Origin of the sequence: Oceanobacillus sp. E9, from assembly GCF_001741975.1 — a bacterium.
In the GTDB taxonomy this organism is placed as follows: domain Bacteria; phylum Bacillota; class Bacilli; order Bacillales; family Amphibacillaceae; genus Oceanobacillus; species Oceanobacillus kimchii.
This window is the reverse complement of the sequence record NZ_LSNA01000005.1, coordinates 66,330-84,168: the sequence shown is the minus strand read 5'-3', so window position 1 is coordinate 84,168 and position 17,839 is coordinate 66,330. Positions and strand designations below refer to the sequence as shown.

The window sequence follows — 17,839 nt, the reverse complement described above, 5'->3', positions numbered from 1 at the left end:
TGGTGAAAGCTTTAGTTGCAATCATGCAGTAAAGAAATGACTATACTTTCTAAACTGACAAAATGACAATATCCACTGTTCTTTCTATATATGATACTCTACCATGAAAAAAAATACAAAGTTTTCATGTAAACAAAATGAAAATTTTTCATAACTGTTTTCATTCTTGTCAAAAATACCAGTTTCTAACTAGTGAATCAAGTTTTTTTATCAATTATTGTTGTATTTTATTCATAAAGTGAAACTTCATACAGTGGAACATAATCGACAATCTATAACGATTTATCCACTACTTATTCTTTTAGGCATTAGCATATTTGTATTGAAGTAGGTGGTACTGATCCCTACATGCTGATTTACACATGTAAAAAAAATGCTCCCCTTTAAACTATCTAATGTAAAGGGGAGCATTTCATCATCAATCGGTTTGTAATTCGTTTTATCTTAATCGATTTTCTGTTTCTTTAATTTCTTTATAGAATTGATCGAAAGTAGGAATATCCATTTGTTGAGCAGAATCAGATAATGCGACTGCTGGATCAGGATGTACTTCTGCCATTACACCATCTGCACCAACGGCAATTGCTGCTTTTGCAGTAGGTAACAAGAGATCTCTACGACCAGTAGAATGCGTAACATCCACCATTATTGGTAAATGTGTTTCTTTTTTCAATACTGGTACTGCTGATATATCCAATGTATTTCTTGTTGCTTTTTCGTACGTTCGAATTCCGCGTTCACAAAGGATAATGTCTCCATTGCCTCTAGACATAATGTACTCTGCAGCATTAATAAATTCTGAGATAGTAGCAGAAAGTCCTCGCTTTAATAATACAGGTTTTTTCGAATCGCCTGCTGCTTTAAGCAATTCGAAGTTTTGCATGTTTCTAGCGCCAATTTGAATAACATCTATATATTCTATTGCTTCTTCGATATGAGCAGGATTCACAATTTCGCTAATTACAGCTAAATCATATTCATCTGCTACTTTTTTAAGTATTTGTAGCCCTTCTACACCTAGACCTTGGAAATCATATGGAGAAGTACGTGGTTTAAATGCACCTCCACGAAGTAATTTTAGGCCTTTATCTTTTACAGATTGTGCTACCGCTGCAACTTGCTCATAGCTTTCTACGGCACAAGGACCAAAGACATAACTTAATTCACCATTTCCAACTTCTTTTCCTTTTAAATTAACTACAGTATTTTCTGGCTTCTTCTTACGTGATACTAATAAAGCTTTACTATGGTCATCTTCTTGTAATTCTAAACTTGCTTTAAATATTTCTTTAAATATATGTTCTAACGTGGCATCTTGAAATGGCCCGTTGTTATTCTCTTTAATATAATCTAGCATTTCTCGTTCGCGCACTGGGTCAAAGCGAATAATGCTCTGTTTTGTTTTTAATTTACCTATTTCTTGTACAACACTTGCACGTTGATTGATTAAATCTAATATTTCTAGATTTATATCATCCATTTGCTGTCTTAGTTGTTCCATTTCATTACTCATTTGACACGCTCCTTGAAAATACAATTTATATTCTTTTCGAATAATTAGAGACAATTATAGCTAAAATTGTTTCATTTGTCACCATTAAGTTTATAATAAATTAAGAATGATATAATTATATCGATAGTTTACAAGAAAGAAGGGAGCTTTATACCTATGCCTAATACCATGTTTGCTCTGGATATTGGTACACGCTCCGTTACTGGTATTTTATTAGAAATGGAAGAAAGTACCTATCAGGTCTTGGATTATGTTGAAATAGAACATACAGAACGATCTATGCGTGATGGTCAAATACACCATGTTGTTGCTGTAGCAGAAGTAATTAAACAAGTAAAGCAACTATTAGAAGAAAGAAATAATCTGACGTTACATAAAGCATGTGTCGCAGCAGCTGGACGGTCGTTAAAGACAACGAAAGCGAAAGCAACTATTACACTAAATAATCAACCAATTACAGAGCAAGAAGAAATAAAACATATTGAACTTCTCGCTGTTCAAGAAGCTCAACGGAATCTAATAAAAGAAGAAAAACAAGATACATTAATACACTATTGTGTCGGATATTCTGTACTAAAATATCAACTAGATAATGAGGAAATCGGTTCATTTATTGATCAACAAGGAGAAACTGCTACTGTACAGATCATTGCTACATTTCTCCCAAAAATCGTTGTTGAATCTCTTCTTGCTGCACTTCAACGTGCAGAATTAGAAATGGAAGCATTGACATTAGAACCGATTGCAGCCATTCAAGTATTGATCCCCAAATCTATGCGCAGGTTAAATGTAGCATTAGTTGATATTGGGGCTGGTACAAGTGATATTGCTCTGACAGATCAAGGAACGGTAATTGCCTATGGTATGGTCCCTGTTGCTGGAGATGAGATAACAGAAGCAATTAGTGACCAATACTTATTAGATTTTCCAAAAGCCGAACAAATGAAACGGCAAATTGTCAATGAAGGTGAAGCACAGATAGAAGATATATTGGGTTTTAAGACAGTTGTGACTTACAATCAATGCGTTGAAGATATTCGAACTTCTATTAATCGTTTATCTGATCAAATTACAGATGAAATTCTCAGGTTAAATGAAAAAGTACCACGTGCTATCATGCTTGTCGGTGGTGGAAGCTTAACCCCTGAACTCAGCAAGAATATTGCTGCCAAGTTAGACCTTCCTGAAAACCGTGTAGCAATAAGAAGCATTGAGGCCATTGCGGACTTAAGGAAGAATGACCAAACACCACAAGGTCCCGCTTTTGTAACTCCTATTGGAATAGCAATTGCAGCAAGTCAAAATCCAGTTCATTATGTAACTGTTACCGTGAATAAAAAACGTATTCGTATGTTTGAAATGAAAAAATTAACTGTTGGAGACTGTATTATTCAGTCAGGGATCGATACAAATAAATTATATGGAAAACCAGGAGCAGGTATTGTCATAAATGTAAACGGAAGAGATATGACCATTCCAGGATCTGTTGGCCAACCTCCTCTTATATATGTTAATTCCGAAAGTGCGTCCTTAGATGATTTTATAAAAAATGGCGATATTATTGAAGTACAAACAGGGGCATCAGGTGATTCTCCTTGTTTACGATTAAATGAAATTGTCGATCCTCCCAATCTAAATTTTTATTATGAAAGTGAGCTTATAACACTCCCTACAAAAATATTCGTTAATGGGACAATACGTAATCGTGACTATATCATTCAAGATCAAGATAATATTGAGTGGAAAGATAAACTAACCGTACAAGATTTTAGTGAATTAAAATCAATTCCAACAAAAGATGTCTTTTACGTATATGTGAATAATCGGGAGTATACAATTCCAGAAGCTTCGACAACGATTCATATTAATGGTCTAGAGGTTTCAAAAGAAAATATTATTTCTAACAAAGATAAATTGGAAATCTCATCGTTTATATCTCCTACTGTATCTGATCTTTTAAGACATTTAGATACCGAGATGGAACAAACATGCAAAATTATGTTTAATGATAGTTCAGTTGTTCTAAGACAGCCACTTGCATTAATATATAGAAATAATGAGCAACTGTCGATGGATTCTTTGCTATATGAAGGAGACCAAATTCAATTAATGGAAGACGTTCCAAAACCATTTATTTTTCAGGATGTATTCCGTTTTATTTCATTAGATATTTATAATTTAGATCCTGGTTTTAAACTCTATCGAAATGATCGACCCACTTCATTTGATGAAATCATCCAGCCAGGAGATCGTCTAGAAATTAAATAACACACAAAAAGACTTGGGGATAAGTCAATACCTCCAAGTCTTTTGATACGTAGCATCTATTTTTTTATTTCTTCTGCGTTTTTTTTAGCAGCACCTTTTGCTTCTGCTTTTTTCTTTGTTGCTTCTACTTCCATCTCAGCTTTTTTAATTTCCGCATCTGCTTGAATTTCCTTTTTCTTGTTTGATGCGTCTTCTTTGACTTCTTCTATTTTTTTAGCTGCATTATCTTTTAACTCAGAAGCTTTCTCCTTCACATTTCCTGTGAATTCTTGTGATTTTGATGCAACTGAATTAGAAAGGTCTGAAGTTGTATCCATTGCTTTCTTCTTAAATTCTTTTGATGTTGTGTATGCTTTATCTTTCCATTCCGATCCTTTTTCTTGTGCAACTGTTTTCCATTCATCTGCACGATGCTTCACTTGTACAGCACCATCATTTATATCACCACGTAGTTCTTTTCCTGACTTCGGAGCAAAAAGTAATGCTGCAGATGCTCCAACTAATCCACCTATCAGTGATCCAATTAGAAAGTCCTTTGTGTTAATTTGATTATCAGCCATATTGTATTACCTCCTAAGTATTATTTCGATTTATTCTTTCTATTATTCCAGAATTCAAACAGCGATGCACCCCATTTTACTGCTTGTGCTGCTTTTTCCTGATCTTCTTTCGAATGTTTAGAAATAATTTTTGATAGATGTGCTAATGTCTGATTAAAATCTTGAAGCGTATTTCCAATTCCTTTTGCACTTTCAAATAGACTATCTAATTTTGATGACTTTTGATTCATATCTTCTGCAAGTCGATTCGTCTTATTTAATAATTGTGTAGCCTCAGATGTTACACCCTGCATTTGCTTTTCTAGCCCTTGCAATGTACCTGAAACATCATTTAGTGTTTGTTTTGTTGCTTTTAGTGTAATAATTACATAAACCACCAGTATTACAAAAGCAAGAGCTGCAATCCCTGCGGCAATGTATAGTATGATTTCCATTTTTTCTAATCAGCTCCTTTTATGTTGGTTGTTCAGGTTATACAGCTCAAATGTTTAAGGGCTTATTAGTATCTTGTTCATTTTATTCCCTGAATTCAATTTTATAAACCTATGTATTTTTAATTTGAACTGTATGTCTATTGTATAGTATTTCCCATAATTTGTACAAATAGTATTATGCACGGTTACTTCGTAAAACAAAAAATAGAAAAAACCGAACCCTATTTTTCGATGGTCCGGTTAAAATGGTATTTTTTAAAAATTTGTTGATCTTGTAGTTGTTTCTTCGTAAGCAGATTGGAATTTTTGAATATCTCCTGCACCCATAAAGATCAATACACTATCTGTAAATTCTTGTAAAACTTCAGTTTCTTCTAATGATAAAATTTGACTGTTCGGAACTAATTTCTGCAAATCATTAATGGTTAACTGTCCAGAATCTTCTCGTGCTGATTTAAAAATTTCACATAAATATACATTATCAGCCTCATTTAAACTATCCGCAAACTCTTTCAAGAATGTTTTTGTTCGGGTAAATGTATGTGGTTGAAAAATAGCCACAACATCCTTATTTGGATATTTTTTTCTTGCAGATTCGATTGTAACGGAAATTTCTTTCGGATGATGTGCATAATCATCAATAACAATTTGTGAACCAATTTTCTTTTCTGTAAATCGACGTTTAACTCCCTCAAAGGAATCCAATTGTTTCATATGTTCCACCGGAATCCCTTCATAGTGACAAATAGCAATGACAGCTAGTGCATTCAACACAGTATGATTGCCATATGTCGGGATAATAAAGTGATCGTAGTATGTGTTACGTACAAAAACGTCAAATTCAGTACCATTTGCTGTTTCTACTACGTTTTGTGCCTGAAAATCATTCGAATCATTAAATCCATAATAGATCACAGGTACCTTTGTATGAATTCCTTGTAGCTGCTCATCATCACCACATGCCACAATACACTTTTTAACACGATCTGCCATAGACTGAAATGCATCAACAACATCATCTAAACTCGTAAAGTAATCTGGATGATCAAAATCAATATTCGTCATAATCGCATAATCAGGCTCGTATTTTAGAAAGTGTCTGCGATATTCACATGCTTCAAAAACAAAATATTCGCTATCTACATGACCATTTCCGGTTCCATCTCCAATTAAATAAGAGATAGGATAAGCAGATTTTAAAACATGAGATAACAATCCCGTCGTTGAAGTTTTTCCGTGCGCTCCAGTGACTGCGATACTTGTATATTGTTTTAGCCATTCACCTAAAAACTCATGATAACGATAAAATTTACAGCCAAGTTCTTTGGCTTTCTGAATTTCAATATGATCATCAGAGAATGCATTTCCTGCAATTATTGTATAGTCTTCTTTAATATTTTCTTTAGAAAACGGTAAAATAGTAATTTCTTTTTGCTCTAACGCTTCTTGAGTAAAGAAACGCTTCTCAAAATCAGATCCTTGCACTTTTTCTCCAGAGTCATGAAGAATTTGTGCGAGAGCACTCATTCCAGTTCCTTTTATACCTATAAAATGGTAAGTTGTCATAAACGAACCTCCAACATGTTCTTACAATCATTCATTCTTATGATGTTTAGTACTTTTTCATACCGCTACATTATAGCAAAAAATTGATTGCTTTCAAACTTAAACATATTTATTCTATATATTTTTCCAATTTTCACCTTTTATACTGGTTAATACATTTATCTTTCTACGTCTCTGTGTATTGATTTTTAAACTTGATACAACAATAAATCAATATATCTGACTAACCCTTGTTTTACTGCGTTATTCAAACAGTTTTCGCACTCTTTACCTCAGTGTATACAAATACTAGGTAAGATGTTCTTCACACTAGCTCTACTACTTTCAGGAGTACACTATAATTTATTTCATCATGTTAGCATTCCTCTTTTACATGTCATCTGCCTGTGTTCTAGAAATCAGTATTTCTCTTGGCTTACTGCCATTCTGACCAGAAATAATCCCTCGACTTTCTAATGAGTCTATTAATCTTGCTGCACGGTTATAGCCAATTTTAAAGTGTCTTTGCAACAATGAAGTGCTAGCACCATTCTGAGCAATTACAAATGAAATTGCTTCTTGTAGAAGCTCATCTTCTTCTTCATCGACAGTAATTTGTTCCAAGAGCTCTTCTTGTTCAAATAAATAATTCGGCTCAGCAATTGATCTTGCGTACGTTGCAACTCGTTCAATTTCGTCATCGGATACAAAAGGTCCTTGTAATCGGACACTTTTTCCAGCACCATTTTCAACAAATAACATATCACCCTTACCAAGAAGCTTTTCTGCACCACTTAAATCTATGATTGTTCTAGAATCAACTTGTGAGGATACACTAAAAGCAATTCTTGTTGGTATATTTGCTTTGATTAAGCCTGTAATTACATCAACTGAAGGGCGTTGTGTAGCTAACAATAGATGAATACCACAAGCTCGCGCTTTTTGTGCAATCCGACTAATTGCATCTTCGACATCTTGTGGGGACATCATCATTAAATCAGCTAACTCGTCAATAACGATAACGATAAACGGCATCTTCTTGTCAGTTCTGCCTTGCTTTATCATTTTCTGATTATATCTTTCAATGTCCCGAACGCCTTCTTTAACAAAACGATCATATCGGTCTTCCATTTCATTAACAGCCCATTTTAAGCTTTGTGTAGCTGCTTTAACATCTGTAATAACCGGTGATACTAGATGCGGAATACCATTGTAAGGGGCAAGTTCCACCATTTTTGGATCAATAAGTAAAAACTTCACATCTTCATGACTTGCTTTATAAATAAGACTGATTAATATGGTGTTTATACAAACACTTTTTCCGGAACCAGTGGCTCCAGCAATAAGACCATGAGGCATTTTTTGTATATTTGTCACCTTTGGATTTCCCTCTATGGTTAACCCAAGTGCTATACTAAGTGGTGATTTACTTTCTTTGAATGAAGTACTTTCAAAGATTGATTGTAAACCTACCATTTCAGCATGTCGATTCGGTATTTCGATTCCTACCGTGTTCTTTCCTGGTATCGGTGCCTCAATACGAATATCTTGTGCCGACATATTTAATTTTAAATCATCCGCTAAATTCTTTATTTTACTTACCTTTACTCCCATTTCAGGTTGTACTTCAAAACGAGTTACTGAAGGGCCTTGAGTTGCACGAACCACTTTTGCCTTCACCTGAAAATGTTTTAACGTTTCTTCCAACAGTTCTCGTTGTTCGTTTAACCAAACACTATCATCTTCCGTAAGTCGTATAGGATCATCTAATAAATGGTATGGAATGGATACAGGAGCTTTTTCATCTTTTGTCGGCATCTCCTGATTGGGTTCATTTTTTGACTCATTAATAGTATTCAATTTTTGTTGAGCTTGTTGTAATGCTGCTTCTCTCTTACGCTGAGACTCCAATAATCGAGAGTGAACTTGCTCTCTCTTTTTCTGTTCATGTACATTTTTTTTATCTCTTGGCGTCATCATGACATTAAATGGAGTCATTTTCTTCTGAGAGTGTTTTCTGTATGCTTGATTACTTTGGTTATCATCAACTGGATTGAGCTTCTTATCATTTGTTTGTTTATCTTTTTTTTGTTTAACAGCTGGTTCTTCCGTAGAGGCTACTTCGTCTTTTGCAAAGCTCTCTATTTCAACTAATGGTGGTTTAGAATTTACTAATGTCCCTTGTTTATCTTCATCACTATCTATTTCTAACGACGATGTTTGGAGGTCTTGTTCTTGCGCCTCTTCTATCAAATGTTTTTCAACTGTATTTTCTTTACGCTCTTCAACAACTTCGGTTTCATCATGTAGTTGCTCTTCCTTCTTTCGTTGAAAAGCAGGTATATCATCGATCGATGTTGAATATCTTCTTTGATAACCATAAATTGGAGAAGGTACATCTGTAGGTTGGAAAGGAATATCCGGATTTTTCTTGTATACCTTCCTTCCAATATTATCCGTTTTTTTATATTCATCGTTTAAATAACTAGGTTTTTGTTCTTCTTTTTGTTTACTGTTATTTGATTGTCTATAAGTATACGTTTGTTCTTGGTCTTGCTTTTCTTTTTTTTCCCTTCTTATACGTTGGGTTTGTCGTTTCTTATAAGCAGGCTCATATGTTTGGTGTTTCGTTTGGTTTTTTTCCGTCTCATCGGGAATTACAGGAAATTTAAATGACGATCGAGATGGGTACTGATAAGTCATTTTTGCCTTTACTTCTGACTTTGGCTCAGGATCATCTACTTCAACTTCAATCGTCTCTTCTACTTCAACTTCTTTTGTAAATACGTTTTTTAATCGTTCTTTCCATTGTTCCCACATTTCATATTCACTCATTTCTCTAAAAGATCGTACATGCTTAGTTTATCAGTTTTTTAACCTATTTGGAATCATCCATTTGATGTGGGAGAATGGTTGTCTGATTACACAAGAAACCCCCCTGCAATAATTGCTTAGGGGGCATGTGTTAAGACAATATAAATTCTTCTCCCACTGTAAAAGAATCATCCAATACATAAATACCTTTTTCTTGAGGTGCATTAGGGATTCCTAATTCTTTTTGGGAGCATATCATTCCGTTTGAAGGTACTCCTCGGAGTTCTGATGCCTTAATTTTCATTCCACTTGGCATCGTAGCACCGACTTTTGCAACTACTACTTTTTGTTCTGCATCAACATTTGGTGCACCACAAACAATTTGTAATTTCTCTGTACCGACATCAACTTGACACACACTTAGTTTATCAGCATTCTCATGAGGTTCTTTGGTAGTCACATACCCTACTACAAATTTCGGACTCAAATCAAAATCAAGGGGGTCTTTGATTCCTTTTTCAATAAAAAGTTCCCGGATTTTTTCTAACAAATCTTCGTTTAAACGCAAAGCACCATTTGCATTCGGCAAATCCAATACTTGAGAAGCTTGAAAAATATTATATCCAAGCAATTCTCCATCAGTAGAAGTGATTCTTGTTATATTATCGTAATTAGTTGATTCTATTTCATATCGATTACCATCTTTTATTGGAATAAGTAGTACATCACCAATTCCATTTGGATTATAAAATACATCCATAGTTATTCAGCTCCTATTTATTTTCTGGTTTGTTTTTCGCTAAGATAAAGATTGGTTCCAACTTTCTATCTTCATACACAAATGAAAGTGATGTTATCGGAATTCGTCCTTCAGCAAAAAATTTCATTGTCATCTGCGCTAAAATATCATAACCCATTTTATTTTTTATGTCAGCAATAATTAATACATCTTGATGAGGAACAGCAACTGTTAACTCACCTTGAGCATTTGCCTTCATCTCTTCTAAAAATGCCTCGTTTAGAATACGACTAGCATCATAACCATCCTGAGTTGCTAAGAAATAAAAATCATTATCAGCCACTTGGTCTTTCTTCACATCATGAGATAGTGAACGCACATTAAAGCTAGCAATTTCATCTATCCGTTCCGCAGTCCACTCTTCTTCCATTAATAATTCTTCATCTATAAGACGATATGATTTCCCTAAGTCTAATGCGTAAAAAACTCTAGTCTCAGCAGTGTGATCCTTATAAATTAGTTTCTTCCCAGCTTTTGTTTCTATTGGAAAAGAAGGTGAGCGTAATACGGGAAAAATGTGTTTTTCCATTCCTTGTAAATGATGCGTTTCATTCATTATCTTTAGAGCTTCTATAATGTGTTCTTCCATTTCTTGAATGGCAATATCACCACGATTATTGTATTTGGTAATAAGATTAGGAAGTGAAACGGTCATCCCTTGTCCAGAATCTCTCCATTCGATACGAAGAGCATCGTCATCTCGTTTATATACGATACGATAATCCGGATTTTTCAAACGATCTTCGAGGAGTCGTTTCATTTTTATACTTGTCATTTTAGCCATCAAAATTCCTCCTCCTACTACTCTTTAAGGCTACGAATAAATTGCTCAATTTCCTCTTTTGTTTTTCTATCTTTACTAACAAATCTGCCAAGTTCTTTCCCCTTTTCAAATGCTAGAAAGCTTGGTATCCCATAGACATCATGAGATTGACATAATTCGATAAAGTCATCACGATTTATTTCTACAAATTGATAATCATTAAATTGTTGTTCTATCTCCGGTAAGATAGGTTCTATTATTCTGCAATCTGGACACCATCCAGCAGTAAACATAAAAATAACTGGACCTTCTTGTTTATATAATTCAAATTGATCGTTCGTTTCTAATATATTCATGTCATCTACTTCCTTTCTACACCTATCATAGCTTGCATTGTAGTTCGTTTCAATTATCGTGATTATACCATACTTAACATAGATTTTAGCATATCGTGATAGCGACTTACTTTTCAAATTATTGAAAAACGTTTACTATGAGAATTAGATTAAATTAGGAGGAATTTAAATGGAATTAACGGTTTATTTAGCTGGACAAATTCATGATAATTGGAGAGAAAAAGTAAAAGAAATAGCAAAGTCGAAGAAATTACCTTTACATTTTGTATCTCCACAGACTCACCATGATCGATCCGATGATATTGGTGAAGCAATAATCGGTAAACAACCTAGTAATTTATATAGGGATGATGCAGCATCCAGTATTAATAATCTCCGTACACAAGTTCTTCTTTCCAAGTCTGATATTGTCATTGCTTTATTCGGAGAATCTTATAAGCAATGGAACACTGCAATGGACGCTAGCTCTGCAATAACATTAGGAAAACCAACCATTATTGTCCGTCCAGAATCTTTAATTCATCCCTTAAAGGAAATTTCTAATAAAGCAAATGTTACCGTCGAGACGATTGAACAAGCTTTAGAAGTTATTGCTTATATTTATGAATAAAATGGACCAACATTCAGTGGGTAGGTTCTTTGTCCCTCTTACTGAATGTTGGTATCACAAGAGCATGACATAAGGACCCTTGAACTTCAGCTGATATTCACTGGCAGTTCATCCCAAATATATTTCCTTTCATTATTTGTTATAGTTGTTTAATAGCATCCATTGCCCTTTTAATAAAGTGACCACATGACGGAACATCTCTTGTCTTGTAATCAGTTGATTCGTAAAAATACCAATTGCTCCTTCTTTTTTGCTAACATCCTTCCTTTCCGCATATGTATCCATTAATGTTCCAAGTTCTACATTTTTTAGTAAACCCTCTTCGATATCTTTAGGTATTTTTATTCTCGCTCCGCTAGCTGTAATGATATCATTTTCAGGAGTAACTAATGCTCCCCAATTGCAAAGGTACAAATCGTTATCCATATACATGACTCCACCTTCGAGACCAATTCCAATTGTATATGGATTCTTAATGGCACAATGTTTTGCTCTAGTAATAGCTCCTAATCTAGTTTCCTCATCAGAAAAAGGTTGTTCACTCACTCCTGATTCTGCTTGAACTCCGTTTACATCTATATTTGGAAACATTTCTTTTACCGCTTGAATTTTTGTTGGATTTTTTGACCCTACTTGAATTTGCATATTAATAATCTCCTATGAAAGAGCAGTCACCCAATGGCAACTGCTCATCTCTTTAAATTTCTTTTAATTGTGATACAAAAGATTTATCTGTACCTCGTACTAATTTTACGAGCAATTCTTTTGCGGCTGCATAATCATCCACATGAATAATAGAAGCAGATGTGTGAATATAACGTGAACAAATACCGACTACTGCCGATGGAACACCATCATTGGCGAGATGAACACGACCTGCATCCGTCCCACCTTGAGAAATAAAATACTGATATGGGATGTTATTGCTTTCTGCAGTATCCAGGACATATTCTCGCATTCCTTTATGTGTTACCATTGTACGGTCGAATATACGAAGTAATGCACCTTTTCCTAAATGACCAAATGCTTGTTTATCACCAGAAGCATCATTTGCTGGAGATGCATCTAATGCATAGAACACATCAGGTTGAATCATATTTGCAGCTACTTGTGCACCTCTTAGACCAACCTCTTCCTGCACTGTTGCTCCAGAATATAATTGATTTGGTAGTTCCTCATTTTGTAATTCTTTTAACAATTCAATGGCTAGTCCACAGCCATAACGATTATCCCAAGCTTTTGCTAAAATCTTTTTGTTATTGGCCATCGGTTCAAAAGGTGTAATAGGAACGATACTGTCTCCGGGCTTTACACCTATCTTGTTTACATCTTCTTTATCGTCCGCCCCAATATCAATTAGCATATTTTTAATTTCCATTGGTTTGCTACGTTGTGCTTCTGTAAGTAAATGTGGCGGTATGGATCCAATAACACCTATAACTGGTCCGTTTGCAGTCATAACCTGAACTCTTTGTGCAAGCATAACTTGATTCCACCAGCCTCCAAGTGGTTGAAAGCGCAACATGCCATTTTCTGTAATTTGCGTAACCATAAAACCAACTTCATCCATATGACCTGCCACCATAACTCTAGGTCCATCACCATGCTTCACACCAAATGTTCCACCTAGATTATCTTGTATGACTTCATCCGAATATTTTCCCAGTTCATCTTTCATAAATGCACGTATTGGATGTTCATTACCAGGTGCACCTTGTAATTCTGTTAACGTTTTAAAAAGCGATAACGTTTCTTTTTCCATTCTCTTACTCCCCTTTCTTTTTTCATGCTATGTAACATCTAAATAGTAGTATAACTGAAAAAGTCAAAATCTTTCCAGTAATCATATTCAAATCGTTGTCATTTTTAATTTGTTTCCTGTATACTTACAACTAAATCCTTCAATAAATATAGCTAAGTAGGGGTGGACAATTTGAGCAAAAAAAACGTACTTCTTGCTGCAGCAGTTGGTGTTGCAATCGGTTATATAGCAAGAGAACAAGTTAGCAAACAAACAAAGATTACACCAGAGAAAGCACTAAATCAAGCCAAGGAAATGTTTAAACGTAAAGGTCCAATTAGTGGCTCCTGGATTTATATGAAGCCAGAAGAAATTGAAAAGAATGGTTTGTTATATGATGTCTACCGAGGGGGAGTAACCCGGAATATAGATGGCGATAACAAACAATATGAGTTTTATGTAGATATTGAAACTGGTGCCGTTATAGACACGAAAGAAGCTATTTAATGTAAAATGCTGCCGAACTTAGTTCGACAGCATTTTTATCTCCTAATCGTATGAATTCCATTTTCTTTCTACTTGGTCCATTTTTTCACCATGTTCATTGAATTTGATTGCTCTATAGTGAGCATCATGATAAAACGTTATCCAAGATTTTTCTTTATAACAAATTTTCATCCATTTTTCTTTTTGATGCACAGATTTGATTGGATAATCATCATACGCCAATACCCATAACTTATTTTGATGTGCATTCGTTGGCATAATATCCGCCATATGTGTAAATGTATGATCCCCATCCTTAAATCGGATTATAGAATGACCGTCACTATGTCCACCAGTATGTATCATCGATAAGCCAGGTAGAATTTCAATCTCTTCTTCAAAAGGGATTACTTGTTCCGTAATTGGTTTCCAGTTCATCTCCCAATAAGAATTTATCGAACGAATATTTGGATGACGCATTTCATCCCATTCTATTTGAGACACATATATGTCTGCGTGCGGGAATACACTCTCATATCCTTCTTTAACAGGCTTCGTCAATCCACATGCATGATCATAATGCAAATGTGTCATTAAGATAATTGCTATATCATTAACTGTTAAATTTAAACTAGCTAAGGTACTTTCAACTCTCGATTCTTCCTTCACCCCAAAATTTCGTTTCTGTTTTTCAGTTAGTTTGTTTATTCCAATTCCAGAATCGATTAATATATTTTTTCCATCCAATTGTAATAAAATCGGATCGGTTCGTAACTCAATTTGATTCTTTTCATTAGCAGGATATTTTTTAGACCATAGCGATTTTGGAACAACTCCAAACATTGCTCCACCATCTAAATGTGTTACTCCTCCATTTAACCAGGTTAATTTAGCGCGTCCTATTTCAAGTGTTTCCACTTTCAATCGCTCCCCTCCTGCCATCTAGTTTATATAATACAACCGTTTATTGCAAACGCTATCATTTTTCTTGATATTAATCATTTAAAAAATATGGCAATTTTGTGTACGGTCTGCTATGATTATTTTTGAGTTCAATTGCAAGAAATCGCATTCAATTGTGAATAATTTCACAAAAGTTAAATGAATTGAAAGGAGAATTTTCAAAATGACGGAAAATAAATGGGCTATAATCATTGGTTCTATCGTGTTACTAGCATTTTTCTTACCATTTACGTTACTAACTAATATTGAAAAATGGTATGGTAGTTTTTTTATTTGGATTGTACTTACATTAATCGTTATTTTCTGTAATATCACTTTTACAAAGAATTGGGGTAAATACAAATGAATACGACAATGATTTGGTGGGGAATTGTTATTTATATAATTATTGCTATAGTTATTGCATTTCTCTCCCGACAAGGGAAACAATCCAATATGACCTCTTACTTTTTAGGAGACAGAAAATTAGGCGGTTTTGTTTCGGCACTAAGTTATAGTGCAACTACATATAGTGCTTTTATGTTAGTCGGACTAGCAGGTTTAACCTACAGTGGAGGTGTAGGGGCATTAGGATTTGAATTAATTTATTTAATGGGAGTTTCTCTAGTCGCTTTTTTCGGTCCTCGTTATTGGCTCGTTGGAAAGAAATACGGATATGTAACACCATCACAAATGCTCGGCGATCGCTATCAACATAGAGGTGTAGCCATTACGGTTGCTATTTTTAATGGGTTATTTCTAATCCCCTATAGCGCTGTACAATTAGCAGGTATTGGATATTTATTACAAGGTGTCTCGAATCAAGCAATCACATTTAGCACAGGAGTCATTATTGCAACACTTTTAGCTATTATCTTCTCATATATTGCTGGTATTCGTTCTGTTGCTTGGACAGACTCATTACAATCTTTATTTATGATTATCGGTTCTACACTAGTAGTTATGTTCTTAGTAAATAAATTGGGTGGTATCACTGGGTTCTTTAATCAATTAGAAACTCACAGTCCAGAGATGTTAACTGTTCCAGGTAATGGATATTTTAACTTTTGGACATTTTTAGGATTAACAATTCCTTGGTTTTTCTTTAGTATTTCCAATCCACAAGTTAGTCAGCGATTATTTATGCCTTCATCCTTAAAAAGCATGCGTCAAATGTTAATTGGCTTTATGCTATTTGGATTTATTTATACGCTTGTTGCAACTATGTGGGGGTTCACTGCTTTTATTTTAAACCCAGGAATGGAAAATGCGGATCTCGCAACACCATTTGTACTATCGTCGGATGCTATCCCTTCTGTATTAGCGGTCATAGTAATGATTGGTATTATGGCAGCAGCTATTTCAACCATTGACTCTATATTACTTACAGTGTCGTCTTTATTTGCAAAAGATGTTTATGGTAACATTTCAAAAAATAGCAATGATCAAGCTCAATTAAAAGTCGGAAAAATCATTATCCCTATTATTGCTCTTCTTGCATTTTTATTTGCAGAATTACAATTAGACCTCATCGCAGTATTATCAGTGGCATCTTCTGCAGGACTTATCGTAGTAGTTCCAGCAATTATAGGATGTTTCTTTTGGAAACGAGGCACTGCTGCAGGTGTTCTATCGAGTGTCATTATTGCTGGATTACTTGTGTGTATTCTAGAGATTTTCCAGTTAAAACCATTAGGATTAGCTTCTGGTCTATGGGGATTATTGGTATCGACCGTATTATTTATTATTGTCAGTATACTGACTAAGGCACCTAAGCAAAAAGCAGATGAATTTATAGATTATATCAAAAATGAAATGAAAAGTGTCAATTCCTAACAAAGGAGATTTCATTCAACGGGAATTTTGTTTTTTCACACTAAATGCTAGTACCGCAAAGGACCTTGAAAAGAAACGGGCATCTACGTTCAATTATCCTCTTATGCTAGGCCTCTTTGGTCTTGAAGTAAGGGATTCCAGTTACATGAGCAATAAATAACAATAGTAATTTTAAGGTATGGATATATTTCTAGTTGGTTATCCTATTCCATAGCGAAACTTCATTTATCGGGGGAATTGCTGATATTTACGGAAAGGAAAACTAACAATGAGATATATTGGAGCACTTTTTTTGAAATTTTTAATTACATTATTCACTTTATGGATTGTTCTTGGTTTTATATATGGTAATTTATTCAGCTCTATTTTTCTACTAAGTATGATTGTTGCAACTATCACATACATTGGCGACTTGTTCATTTTACCAAAACTAAGTTCACAAACTGCTGTCATAACTGATTTTATCTTATACTGGGCTGTACTTTGGTTAGCGAGTATAATCATAATCAGTGAAATGAATAGTATTGGTATAGCTACGCTTATATCTGCTATTGCTTTATCTTTAATCGAAATATACTTTCATCGTTATATGTTGAATGATGTCATTCGTCAGAAAAAGATGGGAGAAATCGCATACTTTCCCACACATCGTTTTCAAACTGAAACGAGTGAAGAAATAACTCCATCTAATAATAATGATGATGATAGCAATAAAGAATAACGACAAAAACAGGACCCTAAGTTACCTTAGAGGTCCTGTCCTTTATCTTCATAATTACTACGTTAATTTAGATAATAACTGTTGTTGAATTTGCTTTGCCAACTCTAAATCCGATTGTAGTTTTTGATTATGTTCTTGATTTGGATATGCATCCATATACTCTATTAGTTGATGATAAGCTTGCTCATGTTTACCTAAAAGATAATATAAATTCTCTAACTCATGACGGGATAAAAATCTTGTCAAATTTTTCTCGCTCTCCTTTATTTTTACAATATAACTCGTTATTTACTATATACAAAAAAAACAACTTTTATACCACCAAAAGTTCATTATCTGAATAACTTTATCTCTTATTTTTTAAGGAACTCTGCCTATACATATACCAAAAAGAGGTCGTGACAAAACAAAATGTTTTTAATAAGCGAAGTATATTTCTGAAGCGGTTTTT

The 17,839-nt window shown here is 34.3% G+C and carries 18 protein-coding genes; 6 read left to right on the top strand and 12 right to left on the bottom strand.

Going from position 1 to position 17,839, the window contains the following annotated elements; genetic code table 11:
* Positions 1-439: 439 nt before the first annotated feature.
* A complete protein-coding gene (locus AQ616_RS04125; RefSeq protein ID WP_017797340.1) occupies positions 440-1,513 on the bottom strand; it encodes a bifunctional 3-deoxy-7-phosphoheptulonate synthase/chorismate mutase in 1,074 nt (357 codons plus the stop codon).
* Positions 1,514-1,669: 156 nt separating this feature from the next.
* On the opposite strand from AQ616_RS04125, the gene AQ616_RS04120 reads away from it, so the two are divergent.
* Positions 1,670-3,781: a cell division protein FtsA gene (locus AQ616_RS04120; RefSeq protein ID WP_017797341.1), complete on the top strand. Its 2,112-nt coding sequence runs from the start codon at positions 1,670-1,672 to the stop codon at positions 3,779-3,781.
* Positions 3,782-3,837: 56 nt separating this feature from the next.
* Here the strand turns inward: AQ616_RS04120 and AQ616_RS04115 are convergent, their stop codons facing one another.
* The 7 genes from AQ616_RS04115 to AQ616_RS04085 form a co-directional block, all read right to left on the bottom strand.
* Positions 3,838-4,341 carry a YtxH domain-containing protein gene (locus AQ616_RS04115; protein ID WP_069685145.1) on the bottom strand — a complete coding sequence of 168 codons (504 nt, stop codon included), beginning with the start codon at positions 4,339-4,341 and terminating at the stop codon, positions 3,838-3,840.
* Positions 4,342-4,361: 20 nt separating this feature from the next.
* Entirely contained in the window at positions 4,362-4,775 is a 414-nt protein-coding gene (locus AQ616_RS04110) for a DUF948 domain-containing protein (protein WP_011066624.1), read from the bottom strand.
* A gap of 255 nt (positions 4,776-5,030) precedes the next feature.
* Positions 5,031-6,341, bottom strand: coding sequence for a UDP-N-acetylmuramate--L-alanine ligase (gene murC, locus AQ616_RS04105; RefSeq protein ID WP_017797343.1), 1,311 nt, complete (start codon positions 6,339-6,341; stop codon positions 5,031-5,033).
* A 369-nt stretch (positions 6,342-6,710) separates the two neighbouring features.
* Positions 6,711-9,140, bottom strand: a complete 2,430-nt coding sequence (locus AQ616_RS04100) for a DNA translocase FtsK (protein ID WP_069685144.1) — start codon at positions 9,138-9,140, stop codon at positions 6,711-6,713.
* 145 nt (positions 9,141-9,285) lie between these two features.
* Positions 9,286-9,894 (bottom strand): YtpR family tRNA-binding protein, encoded by a 609-nt coding sequence (gene ytpR, locus AQ616_RS04095; RefSeq protein WP_069685143.1) that lies wholly within the window; start codon positions 9,892-9,894, stop codon positions 9,286-9,288.
* A gap of 13 nt (positions 9,895-9,907) precedes the next feature.
* Complete coding sequence (locus tag AQ616_RS04090; RefSeq protein WP_017797346.1) at positions 9,908-10,717, bottom strand: DUF1444 domain-containing protein; 810 nt, start codon at positions 10,715-10,717, stop codon at positions 9,908-9,910.
* A gap of 17 nt (positions 10,718-10,734) precedes the next feature.
* A complete protein-coding gene (locus AQ616_RS04085; protein WP_260048385.1) occupies positions 10,735-11,106 on the bottom strand; it encodes a thioredoxin family protein in 372 nt (123 codons plus the stop codon).
* Between the two features lie 115 nt (positions 11,107-11,221).
* Between AQ616_RS04085 and AQ616_RS04080 the strand changes: the two genes are divergently transcribed.
* On the top strand, positions 11,222-11,662 hold the full coding sequence (locus AQ616_RS04080; protein WP_069685142.1) for a YtoQ family protein: 441 nt from the start codon (positions 11,222-11,224) through the stop codon (positions 11,660-11,662).
* A 132-nt stretch (positions 11,663-11,794) separates the two neighbouring features.
* On the opposite strand, the gene AQ616_RS04075 is transcribed toward AQ616_RS04080, so the two are convergent.
* Complete coding sequence (locus AQ616_RS04075; protein WP_017797349.1) at positions 11,795-12,307, bottom strand: DUF84 family protein; 513 nt, start codon at positions 12,305-12,307, stop codon at positions 11,795-11,797.
* 52 nt (positions 12,308-12,359) lie between these two features.
* Positions 12,360-13,424 (bottom strand): M42 family metallopeptidase, encoded by a 1,065-nt coding sequence (locus AQ616_RS04070; RefSeq protein ID WP_069685141.1) that lies wholly within the window; start codon positions 13,422-13,424, stop codon positions 12,360-12,362.
* 171 nt (positions 13,425-13,595) lie between these two features.
* Here AQ616_RS04070 and AQ616_RS04065 point away from each other — a divergent pair, with 171 nt between their 5' ends.
* A complete protein-coding gene (locus AQ616_RS04065) occupies positions 13,596-13,910 on the top strand; it encodes a PepSY domain-containing protein (protein ID WP_017797351.1) in 315 nt (104 codons plus the stop codon).
* A 42-nt stretch (positions 13,911-13,952) separates the two neighbouring features.
* Here AQ616_RS04065 and AQ616_RS04060 read toward each other — a convergent pair whose 3' ends face one another.
* Positions 13,953-14,807 (bottom strand): YtnP family quorum-quenching lactonase, encoded by an 855-nt coding sequence (locus tag AQ616_RS04060; protein WP_069685354.1) that lies wholly within the window; start codon positions 14,805-14,807, stop codon positions 13,953-13,955.
* A 208-nt stretch (positions 14,808-15,015) separates the two neighbouring features.
* Between AQ616_RS04060 and AQ616_RS04055 the strand changes: the two genes are divergently transcribed.
* From AQ616_RS04055 to AQ616_RS04045, 3 genes are all read left to right on the top strand, one after another.
* A complete protein-coding gene (locus AQ616_RS04055; RefSeq protein WP_017797353.1) occupies positions 15,016-15,198 on the top strand; it encodes a hypothetical protein in 183 nt (60 codons plus the stop codon).
* Positions 15,195-16,667 carry a sodium:solute symporter family protein gene (locus AQ616_RS04050; RefSeq protein WP_017797354.1) on the top strand — a complete coding sequence of 491 codons (1,473 nt, stop codon included), beginning with the start codon at positions 15,195-15,197 and terminating at the stop codon, positions 16,665-16,667. The genes AQ616_RS04055 and AQ616_RS04050 overlap by 4 nt, the downstream gene beginning before the upstream one ends.
* Positions 16,668-16,935: 268 nt before the next feature.
* Positions 16,936-17,388, top strand: a complete 453-nt coding sequence (locus tag AQ616_RS04045) for a YndM family protein (RefSeq protein ID WP_069685140.1) — start codon at positions 16,936-16,938, stop codon at positions 17,386-17,388.
* A 57-nt stretch (positions 17,389-17,445) separates the two neighbouring features.
* Here AQ616_RS04045 and AQ616_RS04040 read toward each other — a convergent pair whose 3' ends face one another.
* Positions 17,446-17,634 (bottom strand): hypothetical protein, encoded by a 189-nt coding sequence (locus AQ616_RS04040; RefSeq protein ID WP_069685139.1) that lies wholly within the window; start codon positions 17,632-17,634, stop codon positions 17,446-17,448.
* Positions 17,635-17,839 lie beyond the last annotated feature (205 nt).

Bases quoted from the DNA above. Each gene is read 5' to 3' on its own strand.
- AQ616_RS04075 (WP_017797349.1), bottom strand. From the start codon at position 12,307: ATGCAAATTCAAGTAGGGTCAAAAAATCCAACAAAAATTCAAGCGGTA.
- AQ616_RS04080 (WP_069685142.1), top strand. From the start codon at position 11,222: ATGGAATTAACGGTTTATTTAGCTGGACAAATTCATGATAATTGGAGA.
- AQ616_RS04110 (WP_011066624.1), bottom strand. From the start codon at position 4,775: ATGGAAATCATACTATACATTGCCGCAGGGATTGCAGCTCTTGCTTTT.
- AQ616_RS04070 (WP_069685141.1), bottom strand. From the start codon at position 13,424: ATGGAAAAAGAAACGTTATCGCTTTTTAAAACGTTAACAGAATTACAA.
- ytpR (WP_069685143.1), bottom strand. From the start codon at position 9,894: ATGGATGTATTTTATAATCCAAATGGAATTGGTGATGTACTACTTATT.
- murC (WP_017797343.1), bottom strand. From the start codon at position 6,341: ATGACAACTTACCATTTTATAGGTATAAAAGGAACTGGAATGAGTGCT.
- AQ616_RS04100 (WP_069685144.1), bottom strand. From the start codon at position 9,140: ATGTGGGAACAATGGAAAGAACGATTAAAAAACGTATTTACAAAAGAA.
- AQ616_RS04120 (WP_017797341.1), top strand. From the start codon at position 1,670: ATGCCTAATACCATGTTTGCTCTGGATATTGGTACACGCTCCGTTACT.
- AQ616_RS04050 (WP_017797354.1), top strand. From the start codon at position 15,195: ATGAATACGACAATGATTTGGTGGGGAATTGTTATTTATATAATTATT.
- AQ616_RS04090 (WP_017797346.1), bottom strand. From the start codon at position 10,717: ATGGCTAAAATGACAAGTATAAAAATGAAACGACTCCTCGAAGATCGT.
- AQ616_RS04115 (WP_069685145.1), bottom strand. From the start codon at position 4,341: ATGGCTGATAATCAAATTAACACAAAGGACTTTCTAATTGGATCACTG.
- AQ616_RS04055 (WP_017797353.1), top strand. From the start codon at position 15,016: ATGACGGAAAATAAATGGGCTATAATCATTGGTTCTATCGTGTTACTA.
- AQ616_RS04045 (WP_069685140.1), top strand. From the start codon at position 16,936: ATGAGATATATTGGAGCACTTTTTTTGAAATTTTTAATTACATTATTC.
- AQ616_RS04125 (WP_017797340.1), bottom strand. From the start codon at position 1,513: ATGAGTAATGAAATGGAACAACTAAGACAGCAAATGGATGATATAAAT.